Source organism: Thioalkalivibrio sp. ALMg9 (assembly GCF_000380625.1).
Lineage (GTDB): Bacteria > Pseudomonadota > Gammaproteobacteria > Ectothiorhodospirales > Ectothiorhodospiraceae > Thioalkalivibrio > Thioalkalivibrio versutus.
In genome coordinates, this window is the sequence record NZ_AQYC01000009.1 from 946517 (window position 1) to 965075 (window position 18559).

19 protein-coding genes are annotated in these 18559 nt (G+C 66.6%); 10 read left to right on the top strand and 9 right to left on the bottom strand.

Going from position 1 to position 18559, the window contains the following annotated elements:
* Window positions 1–5 precede the first annotated feature (5 nt).
* Both F792_RS0113605 and F792_RS0113610 read right to left on the bottom strand, forming a co-directional pair.
* Window positions 6–443 (bottom strand): nucleoside deaminase, encoded by a 438-nt coding sequence (locus F792_RS0113605; RefSeq protein ID WP_018170064.1) that lies wholly within the window; start codon window positions 441–443, stop codon window positions 6–8.
* A gap of 100 nt (window positions 444–543) precedes the next feature.
* Entirely contained in the window at window positions 544–1017 is a 474-nt protein-coding gene (locus F792_RS0113610; protein ID WP_018144198.1) for an aminoacyl-tRNA deacylase, read from the bottom strand.
* A gap of 92 nt (window positions 1018–1109) precedes the next feature.
* Between F792_RS0113610 and F792_RS0113615 the strand changes: the two genes are divergently transcribed.
* The 7 genes from F792_RS0113615 (at window position 1110) to F792_RS0113645 (ending at window position 7044) form a co-directional block, all read left to right on the top strand.
* Window positions 1110–2105, top strand: a complete 996-nt coding sequence (locus F792_RS0113615) for an LLM class flavin-dependent oxidoreductase (protein ID WP_018170065.1) — start codon at window positions 1110–1112, stop codon at window positions 2103–2105.
* Window positions 2106–2197: 92 nt separating this feature from the next.
* The gene (locus tag F792_RS0113620; protein WP_018170066.1) at window positions 2198–2731 is read left to right on the top strand and encodes a macro domain-containing protein; all 534 of its coding nucleotides are present in this window, start codon (window positions 2198–2200) and stop codon (window positions 2729–2731) included.
* Window positions 2728–4149 (top strand): nicotinate phosphoribosyltransferase, encoded by a 1422-nt coding sequence (locus F792_RS0113625; RefSeq protein WP_018170067.1) that lies wholly within the window; start codon window positions 2728–2730, stop codon window positions 4147–4149. The genes F792_RS0113620 and F792_RS0113625 overlap by 4 nt, the downstream gene beginning before the upstream one ends.
* Complete coding sequence (locus tag F792_RS0113630) at window positions 4142–4720, top strand: isochorismatase family protein (protein WP_018170068.1); 579 nt, start codon at window positions 4142–4144, stop codon at window positions 4718–4720. Before F792_RS0113625 ends, F792_RS0113630 begins: the two co-directional genes overlap by 8 nt.
* Window positions 4713–5336 carry a phosphoribosyltransferase gene (locus F792_RS0113635; protein WP_018170069.1) on the top strand — a complete coding sequence of 208 codons (624 nt, stop codon included), beginning with the start codon at window positions 4713–4715 and terminating at the stop codon, window positions 5334–5336. Before F792_RS0113630 ends, F792_RS0113635 begins: the two co-directional genes overlap by 8 nt.
* Before the next feature lie 148 nt (window positions 5337–5484).
* Window positions 5485–6681, top strand: a complete 1197-nt coding sequence (gene trpB, locus F792_RS0113640; protein ID WP_018170070.1) for a tryptophan synthase subunit beta — start codon at window positions 5485–5487, stop codon at window positions 6679–6681.
* 96 nt (window positions 6682–6777) lie between these two features.
* Window positions 6778–7044: a DksA/TraR family C4-type zinc finger protein gene (locus F792_RS0113645; protein ID WP_018170071.1), complete on the top strand. Its 267-nt coding sequence runs from the start codon at window positions 6778–6780 to the stop codon at window positions 7042–7044.
* A gap of 7 nt (window positions 7045–7051) precedes the next feature.
* Here F792_RS0113645 and F792_RS0113650 read toward each other — a convergent pair whose 3' ends face one another.
* Window positions 7052–7357, bottom strand: coding sequence for a hypothetical protein (locus tag F792_RS0113650; protein ID WP_018170072.1), 306 nt, complete (start codon window positions 7355–7357; stop codon window positions 7052–7054).
* A gap of 127 nt (window positions 7358–7484) precedes the next feature.
* On the opposite strand from F792_RS0113650, the gene F792_RS0113655 reads away from it, so the two are divergent.
* The 3 genes from F792_RS0113655 (at window position 7485) to F792_RS0113665 (ending at window position 10943) form a co-directional block, all read left to right on the top strand.
* A complete protein-coding gene (locus F792_RS0113655; RefSeq protein ID WP_018170073.1) occupies window positions 7485–8420 on the top strand; it encodes a histone deacetylase family protein in 936 nt (311 codons plus the stop codon).
* Window positions 8421–8570: 150 nt separating this feature from the next.
* On the top strand, window positions 8571–10190 hold the full coding sequence (locus F792_RS0113660; protein ID WP_018170074.1) for a BCCT family transporter: 1620 nt from the start codon (window positions 8571–8573) through the stop codon (window positions 10188–10190).
* Window positions 10191–10352: 162 nt separating this feature from the next.
* Window positions 10353–10943: a CPBP family intramembrane glutamic endopeptidase gene (locus F792_RS0113665; protein ID WP_018170075.1), complete on the top strand. Its 591-nt coding sequence runs from the start codon at window positions 10353–10355 to the stop codon at window positions 10941–10943.
* A gap of 177 nt (window positions 10944–11120) precedes the next feature.
* Here F792_RS0113665 and F792_RS0113670 read toward each other — a convergent pair whose 3' ends face one another.
* From F792_RS0113670 to F792_RS0113695, 6 genes are all read right to left on the bottom strand, one after another.
* Entirely contained in the window at window positions 11121–12398 is a 1278-nt protein-coding gene (locus F792_RS0113670) for an EAL domain-containing protein (RefSeq protein ID WP_018170076.1), read from the bottom strand.
* Window positions 12399–12473: 75 nt separating this feature from the next.
* Window positions 12474–13721 carry an HD-GYP domain-containing protein gene (locus F792_RS0113675; protein WP_051080709.1) on the bottom strand — a complete coding sequence of 416 codons (1248 nt, stop codon included), beginning with the start codon at window positions 13719–13721 and terminating at the stop codon, window positions 12474–12476.
* 223 nt (window positions 13722–13944) lie between these two features.
* Window positions 13945–16269, bottom strand: a complete 2325-nt coding sequence (locus F792_RS0113680) for an HDOD domain-containing protein (RefSeq protein ID WP_018170078.1) — start codon at window positions 16267–16269, stop codon at window positions 13945–13947.
* 155 nt (window positions 16270–16424) lie between these two features.
* Complete coding sequence (locus F792_RS0113685; protein ID WP_018144213.1) at window positions 16425–16805, bottom strand: DUF2237 family protein; 381 nt, start codon at window positions 16803–16805, stop codon at window positions 16425–16427.
* Between the two features lie 82 nt (window positions 16806–16887).
* Complete coding sequence (locus F792_RS0113690; RefSeq protein ID WP_018170079.1) at window positions 16888–17919, bottom strand: DUF2235 domain-containing protein; 1032 nt, start codon at window positions 17917–17919, stop codon at window positions 16888–16890.
* A 78-nt stretch (window positions 17920–17997) separates the two neighbouring features.
* Window positions 17998–18522, bottom strand: a complete 525-nt coding sequence (locus F792_RS0113695; RefSeq protein ID WP_018170080.1) for an Hsp20/alpha crystallin family protein — start codon at window positions 18520–18522, stop codon at window positions 17998–18000.
* Window positions 18523–18559: the final 37 nt, after the last annotated feature.

Here is an 18559-nt window from a genome sequence, read left to right on the forward strand (position 1 = left end):
CCGGCTCAGTGGCCGATGTCCTCGTGCCACAGCTCGGGGTGCGTCTCGATAAACGCACGCATCAGTTCGCGGCAGCCCGGGTCCTGGACCACGTCCACCTGGATGCCGTGACCGCGCAACCACGCCTCCTCCCCCAGGAACGACTCGTTCTCCCCGATCACCACTCGCGGAATGCCGTAGAGGACGATCGCGCCGCTACACATCGCGCAGGGCGAGAGTGTGGTATAGAGCGTGCATTCGCGATACACCTGCGCCGACTGCCGGCCGGCGTTCTCCAGCGCATCCATCTCCGCATGCAGGATCGCGCTGCCCTGCTGCACTCGCCGGTTGTGCCCGCGCCCAATCACCTCGCCCCGGTGCACCAGCACCGACCCGATCGGGATCCCCGCCTCGCCCAGCCCCGTACGCGCTTCGTCGAGCGCCATCTCCAGAAACGGATCCATCGTCGTCACCCAGTTGTCGCAACGAACTCAGGCTGACGGTAGCTGATATGGCATTGCAAGATCGATCCGACCCACGCGTGAGACGCTGATGGAGCGGACGTCAGATGTGGGCGCTGAACTGGCCCCGCCGCGGCTGGCCGAGCAGATGGAGGAAATCCGTTTCGCGCAGCCGGACGAGCGACTCGTGATCGCCAGCCTCGAAATACACGTTGCGCGGTTCCAGCATACTGTCATCAAGCAGGGTTTCCAGCCCGTAAGCGGCGCCCAGAGCGGGGATTGCGCCGCGTTCGCAGTCAGCAAAGACGCTGGCCACCTCGTCCTCGGTAGCCAGGCCCACGTGCTCGCCCAACAACCGGTGCAACTGCCCCAGTTTTACGCGGCGCGTGGCCGGCACGACGGCCAATCGGTACTGTCCATCCTCCTCGACCAGCAACACCGCCTTGGCCACGGCGTCGCCCGGGACATGGGCCGCCTCGGCCGTGCGGCTGGCCGAATTCGAATGCGGATGGGGCACCAGCTGGTAGGTCACCGCATGTTCGTCCAGAAAGTTGTTCAGGGTCCTGGGGATACTCATGGCGCACCCTCCGCAGTGTCTTCCTTCGACTATAGACCCCATCGGGATCGCCCACGTCTGCACGGATCGAGCAGGTCGGTACAATCAGGCACATGACTGCCTTTTCCGTACTCGACCTGGCCCCGATCACCGCTGACGGGGACGCCACCCACGCCTTGCACAACACCCTCGATCTTGCGCAACACGCCGAGGCCCTCGGCTTCCAGCGCTACTGGCTGGCGGAACACCACAACATGCCCGGCATCGCCAGCGCAGCCACGGCGGTGGTGATTGGCCAGGTGGCAGCCGCCACACAGCGCATTCGGGTGGGCGCCGGCGGTATCATGCTGCCCAACCACGCCCCGCTGGTGGTCGCCGAACAGTTCGGCACCCTGAACGCGCTGTACCCGGGCCGCATCGACCTCGGGCTGGGGCGCGCACCCGGCACCGACCCGACCACCGCGCGCGCCCTGCGCCGGGCCCCGGATATCGACCCGGACCAGTTCCCGCGTGACGTCGCCGAGGTCCTGAGCTATTTCGACGACCCCCAGCCGGACCAGGTGATCCGCGCCATCCCCGGCGCCGGCCAGCACGTGCCCGTCTGGATCCTCGGTTCCAGCCTGTTCGGTGCCCAGCTGGCCGCGCAGATGGGCCTGCCGTATGCGTTTGCCTCGCACTTCGCCCCCGGGCATTTGATGAACGCACTGGAGCTGTACCGCAGCCAGTTCCGGCCGTCCGCATGGCTGGATCGCCCCTATGCGATGCTCGGCTACAACGTGTATGCCGCCGACACCGACGCCGCGGCGCGGACGCTGGCCAGTTCCATGGAACAGGCCTTTGTCAGCCTGCGGCGGGGTCGGCCCGAACCGATCCAGCCGCCGATCGAGGGCTACCGCGAACGCCTCGACCGCGCCGAACGCGCGATCGTCGAACAGACCATGGCCTGTTCCGCGGTTGGCGCGCCGGATACGGTCGAAGACGAGATCCGCCGGTTTCTCGAGCAGACCGGCGCCGACGAACTGATCGTGACCACCTCCACCTTCGACCATGCGGCGCGCCGGCGCTCGCTGGAACTGACCGCGGAGGTGCGCGACCGCATCGCTAGATAAGCACGGGTCGCCGGTTCACCTGACCGGAATGCGTACCCTATGCTTGAGACAAGGGCCGTAGTAGCCGAGACCATTCAGCACGGGAGAGACACATGCGCGTCAAGGTTCGCGGCGTCACCATCGAATGCACCATGGGCGACATCGCCGCCCAGCGCGACATGGACGCGGTCGTCAATGCCGCCAACGCCTGGCTGCGGCCCGGCGGCGGCGTGGCCGGGGCCATCCACCGCGCTGCGGGGCCCGGCCTGGAGCGTGAATGCCAGCCGCTGGCCCCGATCGAGCCCGGCCAGGCCGTACTGACCGATGCCCACAACCTGCCCAATCGCTTCGTGATCCACTGCCTGGGACCGGTCTACGGGCACGACGAACCGGCCAGCCGGTTGCTGGCTGCCTGCTATCGCAACGCCCTCACCCGCGCCGAAGAGGCCGGGGCCTACAGCATCGCATTTCCCGCGCTGTCCACCGGGGCCTTCGGCTACCCCGTCGAGGAAGCCGCGCGCATCGCCCTGGAAACCGTGATCGCCGCCACGCCCAGACTGGATGCCGTCGGCCATGTCCGCTTCGTGCTGCACACCAAGGATGATCACGACATCCACGTCCGGATCCTGGAGGAACTGACCGCATGATCGCGGCCGGGCGCAGCGCAACCCCAAACGACGATGGCCTGGCGCTCTTCACCGACTTCTACGAGCTCTCCATGCTTCAGGCCTATTTCGAAGAAGGCCTGTACGAGCCAGCGGTCTTCAGCCTGTTCGTACGCCGCCTGCCGCAACGGCGCAACTATCTCCTGGCCTGCGGACTCGATACGGTGCTGGAACAACTCGAAGGCCTCCGTTTCGAGCCGTCGGATCTCGACTACCTGGCCGCCCTCGACCGCTTCTCCGAACGGTTCCTGCGCTGGCTGGAGGCTTTCCGCTTCACTGGTACGGTACGCGCCGTGCCCGAGGGCACCCCGGTCTTCGCCAACGAGCCCATCCTCGAGGTCACCGCGCCACTCCCCGAGGCCCAGCTGATCGAGACCCTGGTGATGAACCAGATTCATCTGCAAACGGTGCAGGCCAGCAAGGCCGCCCGCCTGGTGACCGCGGCCGGCGGGCGGCCGGTGGTCGATTTCGGGGCGCGCCGCATGCACGGGCTGGATGCGGCCTTGAAGGGTGCACGCGCCTTCCATGTTGCGGGCGTCGCCAGCACCTCCAATGTACTGGCGGGCAAGCAGTACGGCGTACCAGTGAGTGGCACCATGGCCCACAGCTACATCCAGGCGCACCATGACGAAGCCGAGGCCTTCGGCGCCTTTGCCCGTCTCTATCCGGAAACGGTGCTGCTGGTCGATACCTACGACACCCTCGAAGGGGTGCGCCGGGTCATCAAGCTGAGCGGTGAGCTGGGCGATGACTTCCGCGTACACGCCGTCCGCCTCGACTCCGGCGACCTGGGAGAACTGGCCCGCCAGGCGCGGCGGATGCTGGATGAAGCGGGCCTGCAACAAGTCGGGATCTTCGCCAGCGGCGGGCTCGACGAACACCTGATTGCCGAGCTACTGGCACACGGCGCACCGATCGATGCCTTCGGAGTCGGCACCAGCATGGGCATTGCCCCCGATGCCCCCGACCTGGACATTGCCTACAAGCTGGCCGAATACGCCGGCGAAGGGCGTCTCAAGCTCTCCAGCGGCAAGCCCATCCTGCCCGGTGCCAAGCAGATCTATCGCCGCCGGGAAGGCAACCGGTTCGCGGGCGACACCATCGGACGCCAGGACGAGACCCAGCCCGGGGAGCCGCTGCTGCAGCCCGTGATGCGTGACGGCCAGCGCCTGCCGGGCCATTCTCGTGACCTGGATACACTGCGCGAATATGCCCGGGCGCAGCTGGAACAACTGCCCCCCGGGATCCGCGCCATCGAGCCCGCCGAAACGCCGTATCCCGTAGCCATCAGTCCCGCGCTGCAGGCACACCAGGATGCAGTGACCCGCACCATCCAGGCCCGCTACGCCGCATCGGGTCGAACGTCCGAAACTGGAGACGGAGACCACTCAAATGACTGACGATCCGCGCAATCACCTGCAAGCCGGCGACGCCCTGCTGGTGATCCACGTACAGAACGATTTCTGCCCCGGCGGCGCGCTGGCTATCGAGCACGGGGATACCGTGATCCCGGTACTCAACCGCTGGCTGGAGGCGGCCGCCGCGCTGGATATTCCGGTGTATGCCTCGCGCGACTGGCACCCAGCCGGGCATGCGAGCTTCGTGGAACAAGGCGGGCCCTGGCCCCCGCACTGCCTGCAGGATTCGCCCGGGGCACGCTTCCACGCCGATCTGGCCCTGCCGGCCGGCACCGTCAAGGTCACCACGGGGGTACGCTTCGACCAGGACCAGTACTCCGCCTTCGACCAGACCGGGCTGGCGGGCGAACTGCGCAACCGGGGTGTGAAACGCATCTGGATGGGCGGACTGGCCCTGGACGTATGCGTTGCGGCAACCGCCCTGGGCGCACGCGAGGAAGGATTTGACGTTCACCTGATCCCTTATGCCTCGCTGCCGATTTCGCCGCAGGGCGGCACGGAGGCGCGCGCGAAGATGAGGGCAGCGGGCGTGGAGATCGCCGAGCATGGCTGAACCCGGCAAGATGCCCGTGCAGTTGATCTCGGTCGAGGAAGTGGTCCGCCGCGCCGACGACCTGGCACGCCAGATACGGGCCAGCGACTTTCGGCCGGACACGATCGTGGCCATCGCCCGCGGCGGATTCATGCCGGCGCGCTTTTTGTGCGACTTCCTCCACGTGCACAAGCTGCTCAGCCTGAAGGTCGAACACTACACCTCGGGGGCCCGTGAAAAACAGCGAGCGGCGGTGACGGTCCCGCTGGCCGGAGATGTGCGCGGTGAACAGGTCCTGCTGGTGGACGACGTCAACGACTCCGGCGACACCCTGGTGGCCGCCCGCCCCCACTTGGAGGGCTTCGAGCCGGCCGCCGTGCGCACCGCCGTGCTGCATGAAAAGGCCAGCACCCAGTGCCCCGCCAATTTCCACAGTCAGGCCGTGCAGGAGTGGCGCTGGATCCTCTACCCCTGGGCCGTCATCGAGGACGTCGGCCAGTTCACCCGCGAGATGGACCCACCCCCGACCACCGCCACCGAGCTGCGCACGCGTCTGCAGCAGGACTACGGCCTCGAGCTCGACGCGACCCAGTTGGACCGCGTAATCCGCTATAACGACCTGCCCTTTTCCGCGTAGGACGACGCGGACCGGGATCCGCCCGGGTTGGCAATCGGGTTCGGGGAACGGATGATATGGACCCAACCCGGTCGTGCCGGGTCACGAAACCCTGTCCGACCCAACGGCCACTTCCACCCGGCCCACCAACCTGGCACCGAGACCGCCCATGTCGTATCTCAAGGACTACCCCAACCCGGAAGGCTACTTTGGCGAATTCGGCGGCGCCTTCCTGCCGCCGGAGCTGGAACCGCATTTCGCCGAGATCAACCACGCCTATCGGACCCTGGCGCGCTCCGGCGATTTCCTGAACGAACTTCGCTACATCCGCAAGCACTATCAGGGGCGCCCGACGCCGGTGTACTACGCCCATAACCTGAGCCGTTCGGTGGGCGCGCATATCTATCTCAAGCGCGAAGACCTGAACCACTCCGGCGCGCACAAGCTGAACCACTGCATGGGCGAGGCGTTGCTGGCCAAGCACATGGGCAAACGCAAGCTGATCGCCGAGACCGGGGCCGGCCAGCACGGCGTGGCGCTGGCCACTGCGGCAGCCTACTTCGGCATGGAATGCGAGATCCACATGGGCGAGATCGACATCGCCAAGGAAGCGCCCAACGTGACCCGCATGAAGCTGATGGGGGCCCAGGTGGTGCCGGTCTCCTTCGGTGGACGCTCGCTGAAGGAGGCCGTGGATTCCGCCTTCCAGTCCTACCTGTCGCAGGCAGACGAGGCCCTGTTCGCGATCGGTTCCGTGGTCGGGCCGCACCCGTTTCCGCTGATGGTGCGCAACTTCCAGTCGGTGGTGGGCATCGAGGCGCGCGAGCAGTACCTGGAGATGAGCGATGGCGAGCTGCCCGATCACGTGGTCGCCTGCGTCGGCGGCGGGTCCAACGCCATGGGCATGTTCGCCGGCTTCATCGAGGACGCCCAGGTGCAACTCAACGGCGTGGAGCCGCTGGGGCGCGGCACCAAGCTCGGCGAGCACTCCGCCACCATGACCTACGGCAAGCCGGGCATGATCCACGGCTTCAAGTGCATGCTGCTGGCCGACGCGGAGGGCAACCCGGCCCCGGTCCACTCCATCGCCTCCGGGCTGGACTATCCCGGCGTCGGCCCCGAGCACTCCTACCTCAAGACCACCCAGCGCGTCGCCTACCACGCCATCAACGACGACGCGGCCCTGGATGCCTTCTACCAGCTCTCGCGCACCGAGGGGATCATCCCGGCCCTGGAAAGCGCCCATGCGGTGGCCTGGGCCATGAAGCACGGCCGCGAGAACCCCGGCACGACGATCCTGGCCAACCTCTCCGGTCGTGGCGACAAGGACATCGACTACGTCGCCCGCGAGTTCGGACACGGATAGCCCGCCTCGCCAATACGGCTCGAAGGCGGCGCGACGGGAACTTCAGGCCAGGTTGCGCCGGTCTCAGTCTTGTTGACCACGGGCGGAGGCCTCGCGATGGCAGGCGGATGGGCAAAAGACGGTGCGGAGCAGGAGCAGATCGACAACACGGTCGAGGACGCCCTGCAACGGGTGCGCAGCCAGATTCCCACCGGGGAAGGTCTGAAAGAATGCGAGGAATGCGGCGCGCCGATTCCCGAAGGCCGGCGCCAGGCCCTGCCGGGCGTGCGCCTGTGCCTAGGCTGCCGGGAGGCGGAGGACGCGGCACAGCAGGCCACCAGCCCCTACAACCGGCGGGCCTCCAAGGACAGCCAGCTTCGTTGAGCTCGCCCTAGAGATACTTCATCCGGCCCCGGATGGACTCCAGATCGGATGCGACGTCCTTAAGGGTCGCGCCATCGTCGTCACTGCCAACCACGAGCCCCTTGCCGGAAACCGGGATCACGCTGTCGATCTGAAAGCGCCCGGTGGTTCCGCGCAGGAAGCACTCTTCGTCGAAGAACAGGCGATCACCATCCGGCCCGATCTCGTCGGACTCGAGCGTGTCGTACCCGATCAGCCGGGCGATGTCGTCGCGTCCTTCGATGTCCACGGCTTCGATCGTCTGCTGCTCTGGATCAATCAACAAGGCCTTCATGCGGTTCCCCTCTGCACGGGTGGTTCATCGTCGGTACCACGGTAAAGGTCCGGCGGCCGCGCGGCCACCGCACACGTACTCCGCATGCACCTATACTCCCTGGAGATGATCGCGCGGAGGCTTTCCCGTGACCCATACGGCGTATATCTCGCATCCCGACTGCCTGCTGCACGACTCGGGGCCCCACCACCCGGAACGGGCCGACCGCCTGCACGCCGTTCGCAACGCCCTGCTCGACGAAGGCCTGATGGAAGGCCTGCACCTTCTGGATGCCCCGCCAGCCACCGATGCGCAGCTCCAGCGGGTGCACACCCCGACGCACGTCGCCCGCATTCGCGCCAACGCCCCCGCCCTAGGACATCACGCGCTGCTGGACCCGGACACGGCCATGGGCGAACACTCGCTACAGGCCGCCCTGCGCGCCGCCGGGGCCGGCATCGAGGGCGTGCGGGCCGTCATGGAGGAGGACGTGGACAATGCCTTCTGCGCCATCCGTCCGCCCGGCCATCATGCCGAACGCGAACGCGCGATGGGCTTTTGCCTGTTCAACAACATCGCGGTGGCCGCTGCGCATGCCCTGGAGCACTACGCGCTGTCGCGCGTGGCCATCGCCGATTTCGACGTGCACCACGGAAACGGCACCGAGGACATCTTCCGGGATGATCCCCGAGTGCTCTACTGCTCCAGCTTTCAGCACCCGTTCTACCCGGACACGCCGCGAGCCGAACGGGACCATCTGATACATACCCCGCTTGCCGCCGGCACGACCGGGGCGCAGTTCCGCGCGGCGGTCCGCCACGACTGGTTGCCGGCACTGGAACAGTTCCGCCCCCAACTGGTGCTCGTCTCGGCTGGCTTCGACGCGCATCGGGACGAAGCCCTCGCGGGCCTGAACCTCGACGCGGACGACTTTTCGTGGATCACCCACGAACTCACCCGCATCGCCGCGCGGTATGCCGGCGCGCGTCTGGTCTCGATGCTGGAAGGCGGCTACGCCCTCCCGGCCCTGGGCCGAAGTGCGGCGGCCCATGTGCGCGCGCTTTGTGAGGCCCCGCGCCGCTAGGGAAACACTGATCAGTGTTTTCTTACGCCGGCACAACAAGAACCGGCCGCGGCCTTTGCAATCCGCCGATTGCCGGTCTTTACTCAACGAGATTGCCACCGCGGCAGTTGGTGTGGCCGCCATACAAGACCAAGAAGCGAGGAGAAGACGGTGAGCGAGAATCCGCACGATCTCGAAGAGCAGAAAAAGGAACTGGAAGCGGAATACGACACCGAGCACGAGATCGGTGATCAGAACATCAACCCGCTTGGGCTGGACCTGCACAATCCGGTCTTCGTCACCAGCGCCCTGTTGATTGTCGTATTCGTCATCCTGTCCCTGGTCTTTCCGGAACAGGCCAACGAGCACCTCGACAACACGCGTCAGTGGATCGGCCGCTCCTTTGACTGGCTGTTCCTGTCGGCCGGCAACATCTTTGTCCTGTTCTGCCTGGCCCTGGTCGTCCTGCCCATCGGGCGCATCCGCATCGGCGGCCAGGACGCCAAGCCGGAATTCTCGGTCATTTCCTGGTTTTCGATGCTGTTCGCCGCCGGCATGGGCATCGGTCTGATGTTCTGGAGCGTAGCCGAACCGGTGGGCTACTTCACCGAATGGTTCGGCACGCCGCTGGGGATCGAAGGCGGGACCGAAGAATCCCGGCAGGCGGCGCTGGGGGCCACCATGTATCACTGGGGCCTGCACCCCTGGGCGATCTACGCGGTCGTCGGCCTGGCGCTCGCATTCTTTGCCTACAACAAGGGCCTGCCACTGACTATCCGTTCGGCGTTCTATCCGATCCTCGGTGAGCGCATCTGGGGCCCGATCGGCCACGTGATCGACACCCTCGCCGTGCTGGCGACCATGTTCGGCCTGGCGACCTCACTGGGCCTCGGCGCGCAGCAGGCCGCCTCGGGCATGGAGTTCCTGTTCGGCATCGATTCCGGCCTGAACACTCAGGTCGCCATCATCATCGGCGTGACCATCATCGCCCTGCTGTCGATCATGCGCGGCATCCATGGTGGGGTGAAGCTTCTCAGCAACATCAACCTGGTGTTCGCCGCGTTGTTGCTGCTGTTCGTGATGATCGCCGGCGGCGTCCTCGCATTCCTCTCCAGCATCGGCACCACGGTCACCGGGTACGTGCAGTACTTCATCCCGCTCAGCAACCCGGTCGGGCGCGAGGACGAGACCTTCTACCACGCCTGGACCATCTTCTTCTGGGCCTGGTGGATCTCCTGGTCGCCGTTCGTCGGCATGTTCATCGCCCGCGTCTCCCGCGGCCGTACGGTGCGCCAGTTCGTCACCGCCGTACTGCTAGTGCCGACCCTGGTCACCGTCGTCTGGATGAGTGCCTTCGGCGGCTCCGGCCTGGCCCAGGCACGCGACGGCGTTGGCGCCCTGGCGGACGGCATCTCCGACTCCTCCCTGGCCCTGTTCCAGATGCTGGAGCACCTGCCGTTCACCGCCATCACCTCGTTCCTGGCGATCGCCCTGGTGCTGGTGTTCTTCATCACCTCCTCGGACTCCGGTTCCCTGGTGATCGACTCCATCACCTCGGGCGGCAAGACCGACGCCCCGCAATCCCAGCGCCTGTTCTGGGCCACCACCGAGGGCGTGGTCGCGGGGGTCCTGCTGGCGGTTGGCGGCGCGGCGGCCCTCAATGCACTGCAGGCGGGGGCGGTGAGCACCGGCCTGCCATTCGTCGTCGTGCTGCTGCTGATGTGCGTCAGCCTGATGAAGGGACTGTTCCACGAACTGGCCCTGATCCGCATCGAGGAAGCCAAGACCTGACGCCGGCCGCCGTCTGGATGGTCACCACAGGCCATCCAGCCTCCCCACCCGGCCCCCGCGCCCGCCGGTCTCGGCGCCGCGGGGGCCGTTCCGTTCGGGACAACCACCCCCGGAATCGGGCATCCTCTCGCGGATGAGTCCACACGCCCCGGCCCAACACCCATGAGCTTCCGTCAAGCGGTCGCGCGACACCCGCTGCTGGCCGGGATGGCCTTTCAGGCCGCGCTGATCCCGCTCGCCCTGATCCTGGCCCGGGTGGCCGGCATCCCGCTCGACGAGCGAATCGACTGGAGCCTGGAGGCCGCAGCGCTGGGCGCCCTTGCCGTGTTGCCCATGCTGATGCTGCTCGGCACGCTCGCACTCAGCGGCTGGGAGCCCTACCGCGCACTGGCCGACCAGGTCCGCGATTTCGTGCACCAGCTCTTTCGCAACGCCCTGCCTGGCGCCGTGCTGCTGATCGCCATCCTCGCCGGCGTGGGCGAGGAACTGCTGGTGCGGGGCGTGCTGCAGGGCTGGCTGACCGAACGTTGGTCACCCGAGTGGGCCATCGTCGCCGCGGCAATTGTGTTTGGACTCGCCCATTCGATCAGCCGCCTGTACTTCGTGTTCGCCACCGTCATCGGGCTCTACCTCGGGCTGCTCTATCACCTGACCGGCAACCTGCTGGTGGTGATCGTCACCCATGCCCTGTACGACTGGATCGTCATCCACTGGTACCTGCGTTCCCGCGATGCCGGCAGGCGCGGCGCATGATCATCCAGCAATCACCCAGGGGGAACGGGCCCGCCAAGTCCCGCCTTGCCACTGCTGGATGACACTCCACGGGCCGGGGGTCGACGTCACCGACTGCCTGTCCCGGGAGCACGCGACAGGCTTCCGGACTACGGGATCGGTGCGCTGGCGCGCCGAACGAGGACGGGGTGGGCGCGTTCAGAACGCGCTCGGGCCATGGCCCGAGCGCGTCTGTTCCATGAATTGAGCCAGGCGCGCCGGCCGCCCGAGATAAAAACCCTGTACCAGATCACAGCCCAGAGCGCGCAGGCGCTCGAGGGTTTCCTGATCTTCCACGCCTTCGGCCACCACGCTCAAGCCCATTTTCTGGCCGAGCCCGATCATGGATTCCACGATGCGCTGGTGCGGCCGGCTGGACACCAGTTCGTGGACAAAGGTCATATCGATCTTGAGCTCATCGAGCGGCATGCGCAGCAGCCGCTCCATCGACGAATAGCCAATACCGAAGTCATCCATGGACACCCGCAAGCCCAGGTCCTTCATCCCGTGCAGGGCCGCACGCGCCTCGGCGTCGTGACTCTCCATCACCGCGGTTTCGGTCAGCTCCACCGTGACGCTCTCCGCCGGCACCTGCCAGACCTCCAGTGACTGGGCCACCAGATCCACCACCTCCCGTTCCTGCAGGTCATCGGCAGAAAAATTCACCGAGATCCCCGCGTCCAGTCCGGCCTGGCGGTACTCGGCACACTGGCGCAGGGCCGTGTTGAAGACCCAGTGCGTCAGCCGGGGCATCAGGTCCGTTCCCTCCGCCGCGCGCACCATGGTGTCCGGACGGATCGAGCCGTACTGCGGGTGATCCCAGCGCAACAAAGCTTCCACCGACTGCACGCAGCCCGATGCCAGCGCGACCTGTGGCTGATACTCGAGGTGCAGGCTTCCCTCCTCGATGGCCTGCCCCAGCTGGGACCACAGATCCACGCCCTCCAGCATGGTTGCCGCCGCCTCCGGGGCATACAGGCGCAGGCGCGCCCGAGCCCGCCGCGCCTGCCGAACTGCGGCATAGGCATGGGCCAGCAACTCCTGCGGGCGCACCACCCGGGGGCCCGCCAGCGCCAGCCCGGCACGCGGCCAAAGCAGCACCTGCCGCTCGCCACAGGCAAACGGTTCACTCAACACCCGCAGCATCTTGTGGGCCGCCAGCTCGGCGAACCCGCTCCCGGCCACGGCCAGCTGCGCACAGGTGATCTGATGGCGTCCAGTGATACCGACCAGGCCGTCCGCCAGGGCGCGGGCCAGTGCCTGACCCGCGTTCCGGATCAGCTCGTCTCCCGCGGCATACCCCAGGGCCGCGTCCACGTCCCTTAGCCCCTCCAGTTCGATGACGGTCACGGCTGCTTGCGCCCCGGCGTCCTGCGGGCACGGGGAAACCCCATCCAGGGCACGGAGAAAATCTTGATAATCCAACAGCTTCGACATCGGCAGAGTTCCGGCGGCTACGCCCATGCGGCGAAATCAGTAGATGCGGATCCCATGTACGGAATGCGCATCTACTTAAAGATAATAGCGCGCCGGATCGACCCCGTAGGCACCCGCCGGAAGGTCGCGCAGGATCTGGCGCCGCGCCTCCTCGGAATCCGGCGCAGGCGAGCCCAGATCCAGCTCCCACGGGTCGGGATACGGCATATGGGACGGATCGAGGATGCGCATCACCCGGGGCATGAAGCGCTGCGTGCGGCGGTGACTCAGCACGATCGCGACCTCACCGTTATCCAGCTCCACCAGGCTGCCCACGGGAAACAGCCCCACGCAGTGGGTGAACTGATCCACGAGCGCCGAATTCAGCCCCCAGCGCGCGTTCTCCCGCAGTTCCTTCAGGGCCTCGAAGGGGGTCCCGGCCAGGCCGCCTTCCGTCAGCATCTCCTCGTAGGAATCCACGATAGCCGCCATGCGCGCATAGGCACTGATCTGGTTGGCCACCAGACCCCGTGGGTAGCCACGCCCGTCCTCGCGTTCGTGGTGCTGGGCGACAATGTCGCGCACGCCCTCCGGGATCCCGTGGGAGCACTGCAGAATGGTCTCGCCATATTCCACGTGCCGCTGAATCTCGCGCCGCTCATCCGGGGACAGCCGCGTGCGGCGCCCCAGGAGCGTCCGCGGCATCTGCATCTTGCCGATATCCATCAGCAGCCCCCCCAGCCCGAGGACCGACAATTCGGCTCGATCCAGCCCCATGTGCCGACCCAGCGCCAGAAGATGGATCGCGACATTGAGCGAGTGGGCGTACAGCACGTCGTCCGAGTGGCTCAGCCTAGCCAGCAGCAGCAGGGCGTCCGGGTTGCGCTCCACGCTCTCGCGCAACGCCTCGGACGCCTCCCGGGCCGCCGACAGAGGGACCCCGGGATTACGCTCCATGCCGGCACGGATCTGCTCCAGAACACGCCCGACAATCGCCTGAGCCTCCTTTGCCGCCGGGAGCTCCTGCTCCACCGAGCAGTGATCGCGATACACCGTCATACCGCGGAACTGGGCGGCCTCGGCCCGGCTCGAGGCCGTCGCGGCAGCCCGCGCGGATCCCGCGGCCGGTGGCAGCCGGCTCAACGACTCCGGCGCGCTCTTATCCAGATCAACGAATACATGCACACAATGCCGGGCGAGCTCGTCGACATCGTCCTGCGAGCGAATCCGCACCCCCTCGACCAGATAGGGCGTCTCCAGCCACGGGCGATCGAGCCGGCTGACGTACATACCAACCTGCAGGTCGGAAACCGGGATCTCCTGCTGTAACAGTCCCCAAGGCATACCACTGTTGTCCAACTGTCGCATCTGGCCGCGACGATGTTCGGCCAGCTTTGCATCACCTCTACCTTAGCGCCGCTCCCCGAGGCGGAACAGCGCTTTAGTACAGAACCCGCTAGGCGTTCGCAAATGTCGGCACCGGCTGGCCCAATCCGGCGGACAGAGGGCCGCGCTCGACACTGCGGCGGCCGCCGCCACCCGCGGACGTGCGCGGGTGAAGGCGGCGTCAGTCGCGCGCCTGCCGAATGGCCAGAGCCATCTGATTGCGCACCGCTTTCAGGGCCCGCAGGACCGTCGGTTCCACGGCGGCGCCGGCCGGCAATTCCAGATACAGCAGCCCGATACAACGATCACGCACCGCCAGCGGCAGCAGCAGAAAACTGCGCGCATCCAGAGCCTGGCGGAACTCGTCGGGGATATAACGGCTGATCGAGGCCTCGTGGCTGTCGGTGATGACCAGGTCCTTCTTCTGTTCCAGGGCCAGCGACAGAATGTCGCCCTTGCCCGCAAGCGTGAGTCGCAGCCGTCCGGACAGCGTCTCGGCATCCTTTCCGAAGGCGGTATGCGCCACCAGCACCCGATGCTCGCGATCGGCGAGCATCAGCATTACCCGGCGCAGACCGAGTGTCTGGTACAGGGTCTCGAGCGTTGTCTGCATCAAGGTGTTCAGCTCGAACTCGCCCACCATGCTGTCCAGCATGTCGGTCAGGGTCTCCATCAGTGCCGCGGCCTGTGCGTCGGGATCGGCGGTGGCGGATACCGCCGCTTCGCCGCTCGCCCCCGCGGGCTCGATATCCGCCGCGTCGCTGTCATCGATCTGCACACCCAGATTCGCCTTCAGCCGGTTCAGCGGCTCGCGGCCCTCCGGCGGCAGCTTGACCACCGTCAGGAAGTGATCCATGTGCTCGCGCCCGGACTTGATGGCCCGCTGCATGCCGCGGGCATCCACGCCCAGGGCACGTTCGTAGCGCTTGCGCAGATCGGTGAGCAAGGCGCCCTGCTGGTCGCGATCCGCCTGGGTAATGCATTGCCCCATCTCCGACGCCAGGGTGACGATGCGGTGCAGGCGCTGGTCGGCATCCCGCGCTGCCGGCAGCGTGCCCGAGGGAGCCCGTTCCACCGACGTGACGATCTCGCGCGGGAAGTTCCAGTCCTCCAGCACGCTGCGCGCCAGGGCCTCGTAGGAGATACCGAGGACCTGACGGGCGGCACTGCCCTCGCTCGTACCCTGACCCACACGAATGCGGATTTCGTCCGCCTCCTCCGGCAGGTAGTACAACACCAGCATGCGGCCGATATCGTGGAACAGAGCGCAGACAAAGGCCTGCTCGCTCTCCACCCCGCCGACCTGTTCCGCCAGGTCGCGCGCCAGCATGGCGCTGAACAGTGTGCCGACCAGCGCCTCCATCAGGCGTCCGGAATGACGTCCGCCCTTGAGGTTTTCGAACAGCACCAGCCCGAGCGCCGCCGTGCGCACCTGCTCGAAGCCCAGCAGCACGATCGCGCGCGAAACGGTGCGGATATTGCCGCCAAAGTTGCTGTAAAAGGGGGAGTTCGCCAGCCGAAGCAGCTTCTGCGTGGTAGCGTAGTCCTTTAGCACGGCATTCGACAGCTCGGCCACCGAGCGCTTCATGGTGTCGTCGGAACACTGGGTAATCTCGCGGATATGGCTGGAGATGCCGGGGAAATCAGGCTTGCGTCGGATCCGCCGCAGGATGAAGTCCTGCGATCCGTCGCCCGTCTGGCCTTCGCCCTCGACGGCCACCACCAGCGCCTCGCGAAACTCGCGGGCCGATGCAAAACGCTCGGCGGGATCCGGGCGGGTGGCCCGAAGTACCAGGGCGTCGAAGCGTTCGTCGCCATTGCCGGTGCGACCGGAGGGTGGCTCCAGCGCCCCCGCCTGCATCGCCTGCCGGATCGCCGCGGGGGTATCACCGGCAAACGCGCGCTCGCCCGTCAGCATCTCGAAGAACAAGGCCCCCAGGGAGAACACGTCGGACCCTTCGGTCGCGGCCTCGTTTGCCAGCCGTTCCGGCGCCAGATAGTAGGGTGTATCCGGCAGGTGGCTCTCGCCGCGCGCGGCCACGTCGGGCAACGCCATGCCCAGCCCGGTGATGCGCGCATGCCCCTCGGGGTTTACGGTCACGTTCGCCGGCTGCAAGGCCCCGTGCAGGATGCCCTGCTCGTGCGCCGCCGCCGCCGCATCCAGCAGCTCGCGCATCAGGGCCAGGGCGCGATCGATCGGCAAGGGTCCGCGCGCCAGGATTTGCTCCAGGGTCTCGCCCTCGACGTACTCGAACACCAGGTAGACGCCCTCGGCGTAGTCCCCCGCCTCGAAGATTGGAGCGATGTTCGGGTGTCGAAAGCGGCTTAACCGGCGGGCATCTTCAAGCAATGCCTGGCGGGTCGAAGCGTCCGCCGCGACGTTGGTCAGCGTTCGAATCGCGACCTGCCGATCCAGCAGCGGGTCGTGTGCGACATAGAGCCCGTCGCGGGCACTCGTACCCAGCGTCCGCGTGATCCGGAAGCGTTCGATCTCGGGCACGGCCATGCGGTCAACCACCGGCCACCCCCCGATTCCCCATGCCCACGTTATCGACCCGAGCGATTGTCAGCCCCACCATGTACGGATCCATCCGTCTTCTCCCTGTATTTCAGCGGGGCCCACCCCGGCCCCCTACCGACCCTCCGAGGAGGGCCTCCATCTCAATCAGCTGGGTCGCGCGCGTGTTCCTTGAGGATGTCCAGCGGGATCACCGCCAGGGTCTCCTCGTGCGTCGCGCGCAGGAAGACCCCGGGCGCCGCCCCCGCCCGGTAGGCCTCCAGCCAGCGCGCGGCGCACAGGCACCAGCGATCCCCGGCCTCCAGGCCGGGGAAGCCGAATTCCGGAACCGGCGTGATCAGATCATTCCCCCGTGCCAGGGAGAAATCGAGAAACTCGCGGGTGAGCTCGGCGCACACGGTATGCATGCCCTGGTCGTCGTAGCCGGTGGCACAACGACCGTCGCGATAAAACCCGGTGACCGGTCCGCGACTGCAGGGCTCCAGGGCCCCGCCAAACACGTTCTTCGAGGGAAATGGCTGCATTGAGGGAATCTCCGTCTGCTATTCCTACAGGATAACGGAGACCCGGCCTCCCAACGCGAGCGTTTACTCCGTCCGGGGGAATTCAGTCGGCGTCCGGCCAGCCCCATTCGTCCAGAAACGTGCGCAGGTTCCCGGGCTGGTAGTCGACATCCTGCCGGTAGCGTTCCAGGGCACTTGGATGCACCTCGGTCGGGTGACCCGACTGGTACAACGGACGCCGATAGCGCCGTCGCAGGCGATAGATGTGCCGCCGCGAGCGGTGCAGCGACGCCAGCGGGTCGGGGCGCAGGTTATCCGGCAGATACCCCTCCACTTGCAGTCCGGCCATCCGGGCTTGCTCGATCATCCACGCCAGCGGGGCCTCTGACGCGAGACGCCCCTCGGCATCCGGGGCGTAGCCGCCGCCCACGTCGGCATGCACGCCACTGAACCACAGCTGTTTCAGGTCCAGCCCCGGGCGCGGATCCCACAGGGTGGGCTCAAAGTCGGCTCGTGTCTCGTCGATCGCCATGGCATGGCGGGCGATGCGCACGTTGGACCCCAGCTTGGTGTCGTAGAACTCGTCCGTACGATCGAACATTCCTAGCAGAGAGAACGGGATTCCCAACGCGCCGACCGTATCCCAGACACCAACAAAGCGGATCTCCCGCGAGGGATGTGCATGTTTCGCGCGAAAGGTACGCGAGGCTTCGCCCTCGGGCGCATGGCTGGCGCCGGTGTTCTTGTAGTGCCGAAAGGCCTGCTCGATCAACCGTGCATCCGGGCGCTTCAGGACCCCGCAGTTGTTGATCAAGCCGCACAGGCTGCGAACGGTGTACGCCCCGCGGCTGAAACCGAACAGGAATATCTCGCTGCCGGGGGCGTAGTTCTGCACGATGTAGCGATAGGCATCCTGGATGTTCTTGTGGATGCCACGCCCGGTCACGCCACCCGAGATCTTTGCGTAGTACGCCCCCACGCCCCAGTCGTAGTAGACCTGCTGCGGGTCGCCCATGGCATCGGCGGGCGCAATGGCCCGCGCCAGGCGCAGGACATTGGTCGGCACGTCCGACTCGACGTCCTCCTCCGGGCGATTCCAGGTTCCGTCCGCACAGATCACGATCCGCCGTGTCATTCGCTGGTCTCACATCCTTGTCGTCGGGCGGTCCCGGCGATCATTCAGCGCACGGCATACCGCCGTGTGATGCCCCCCTCAGGAGCCGATCTCGATCCGGCGCACGCCCGGCCGGGCGTCGTCCTTGCGCCGGGGAATGTCGATCTTCAGAACACCGTTCTTGAACCGCGCCTGGATGGCATCGATATCGGCGTCCCCGGGCAGGCTGAGGATACGGCGAAACTGTCCGTAGGCCCGCTCCACCCGATGGTAGCCCGCGTCGTCTTCCTCGGTCTCCTGGCGCTTCTCGCCGGAGATAATCAGGTCGTCGCCATCCACCGTCAGGTCGATCGCGTCCTCCTCGATCCCCGGCACCTCGACGCTGATCCGGTAGGCCTCGCGGCTCTCCGCGATATCCACACTGGGCTTGAGCAGCATCGAGGCGGCGGCATCACCCCCGCGCATCCCGAGGGCCGAGCCAAAGAAATCCTCGAACATCCGGTCCATCTCGCGGTGCATGCGCATCAAGGGGTCGGCGCCCTCGCGCCGAGCCGGCACGACCTCCGTGCTCGCGGTCTCCTCGCGCTTGAACCAGTTCCACGGCTTGAGCTTTTGCAGGTCCATGGTGATCACCTCCGTTGCAAATCCTGTCTACCGAGTT

Excerpts from the sequence above, each read along its gene's own strand:
- F792_RS0113605 (WP_018170064.1), bottom strand. The coding sequence starts at position 443 with ATGGATCCGTTTCTGGAGATGGCGCTCGACGAAGCGCGTACGGGGCTG.
- F792_RS0113610 (WP_018144198.1), bottom strand. The coding sequence starts at position 1,017 with ATGAGTATCCCCAGGACCCTGAACAACTTTCTGGACGAACATGCGGTG.
- F792_RS0113615 (WP_018170065.1), top strand. The coding sequence starts at position 1,110 with ATGACTGCCTTTTCCGTACTCGACCTGGCCCCGATCACCGCTGACGGG.
- F792_RS0113620 (WP_018170066.1), top strand. The coding sequence starts at position 2,198 with ATGCGCGTCAAGGTTCGCGGCGTCACCATCGAATGCACCATGGGCGAC.
- F792_RS0113625 (WP_018170067.1), top strand. The coding sequence starts at position 2,728 with ATGATCGCGGCCGGGCGCAGCGCAACCCCAAACGACGATGGCCTGGCG.
- F792_RS0113630 (WP_018170068.1), top strand. The coding sequence starts at position 4,142 with ATGACTGACGATCCGCGCAATCACCTGCAAGCCGGCGACGCCCTGCTG.
- F792_RS0113635 (WP_018170069.1), top strand. The coding sequence starts at position 4,713 with ATGGCTGAACCCGGCAAGATGCCCGTGCAGTTGATCTCGGTCGAGGAA.
- trpB (WP_018170070.1), top strand. The coding sequence starts at position 5,485 with ATGTCGTATCTCAAGGACTACCCCAACCCGGAAGGCTACTTTGGCGAA.
- F792_RS0113645 (WP_018170071.1), top strand. The coding sequence starts at position 6,778 with ATGGCAGGCGGATGGGCAAAAGACGGTGCGGAGCAGGAGCAGATCGAC.
- F792_RS0113650 (WP_018170072.1), bottom strand. The coding sequence starts at position 7,357 with ATGAAGGCCTTGTTGATTGATCCAGAGCAGCAGACGATCGAAGCCGTG.
- F792_RS0113665 (WP_018170075.1), top strand. The coding sequence starts at position 10,353 with ATGAGCTTCCGTCAAGCGGTCGCGCGACACCCGCTGCTGGCCGGGATG.
- F792_RS0113670 (WP_018170076.1), bottom strand. The coding sequence starts at position 12,398 with ATGTCGAAGCTGTTGGATTATCAAGATTTTCTCCGTGCCCTGGATGGG.
- F792_RS0113675 (WP_051080709.1), bottom strand. The coding sequence starts at position 13,721 with ATGCCTTGGGGACTGTTACAGCAGGAGATCCCGGTTTCCGACCTGCAG.
- F792_RS0113680 (WP_018170078.1), bottom strand. The coding sequence starts at position 16,269 with ATGGCCGTGCCCGAGATCGAACGCTTCCGGATCACGCGGACGCTGGGT.
- F792_RS0113685 (WP_018144213.1), bottom strand. The coding sequence starts at position 16,805 with ATGCAGCCATTTCCCTCGAAGAACGTGTTTGGCGGGGCCCTGGAGCCC.
- F792_RS0113690 (WP_018170079.1), bottom strand. The coding sequence starts at position 17,919 with ATGACACGGCGGATCGTGATCTGTGCGGACGGAACCTGGAATCGCCCG.
- F792_RS0113695 (WP_018170080.1), bottom strand. The coding sequence starts at position 18,522 with ATGGACCTGCAAAAGCTCAAGCCGTGGAACTGGTTCAAGCGCGAGGAG.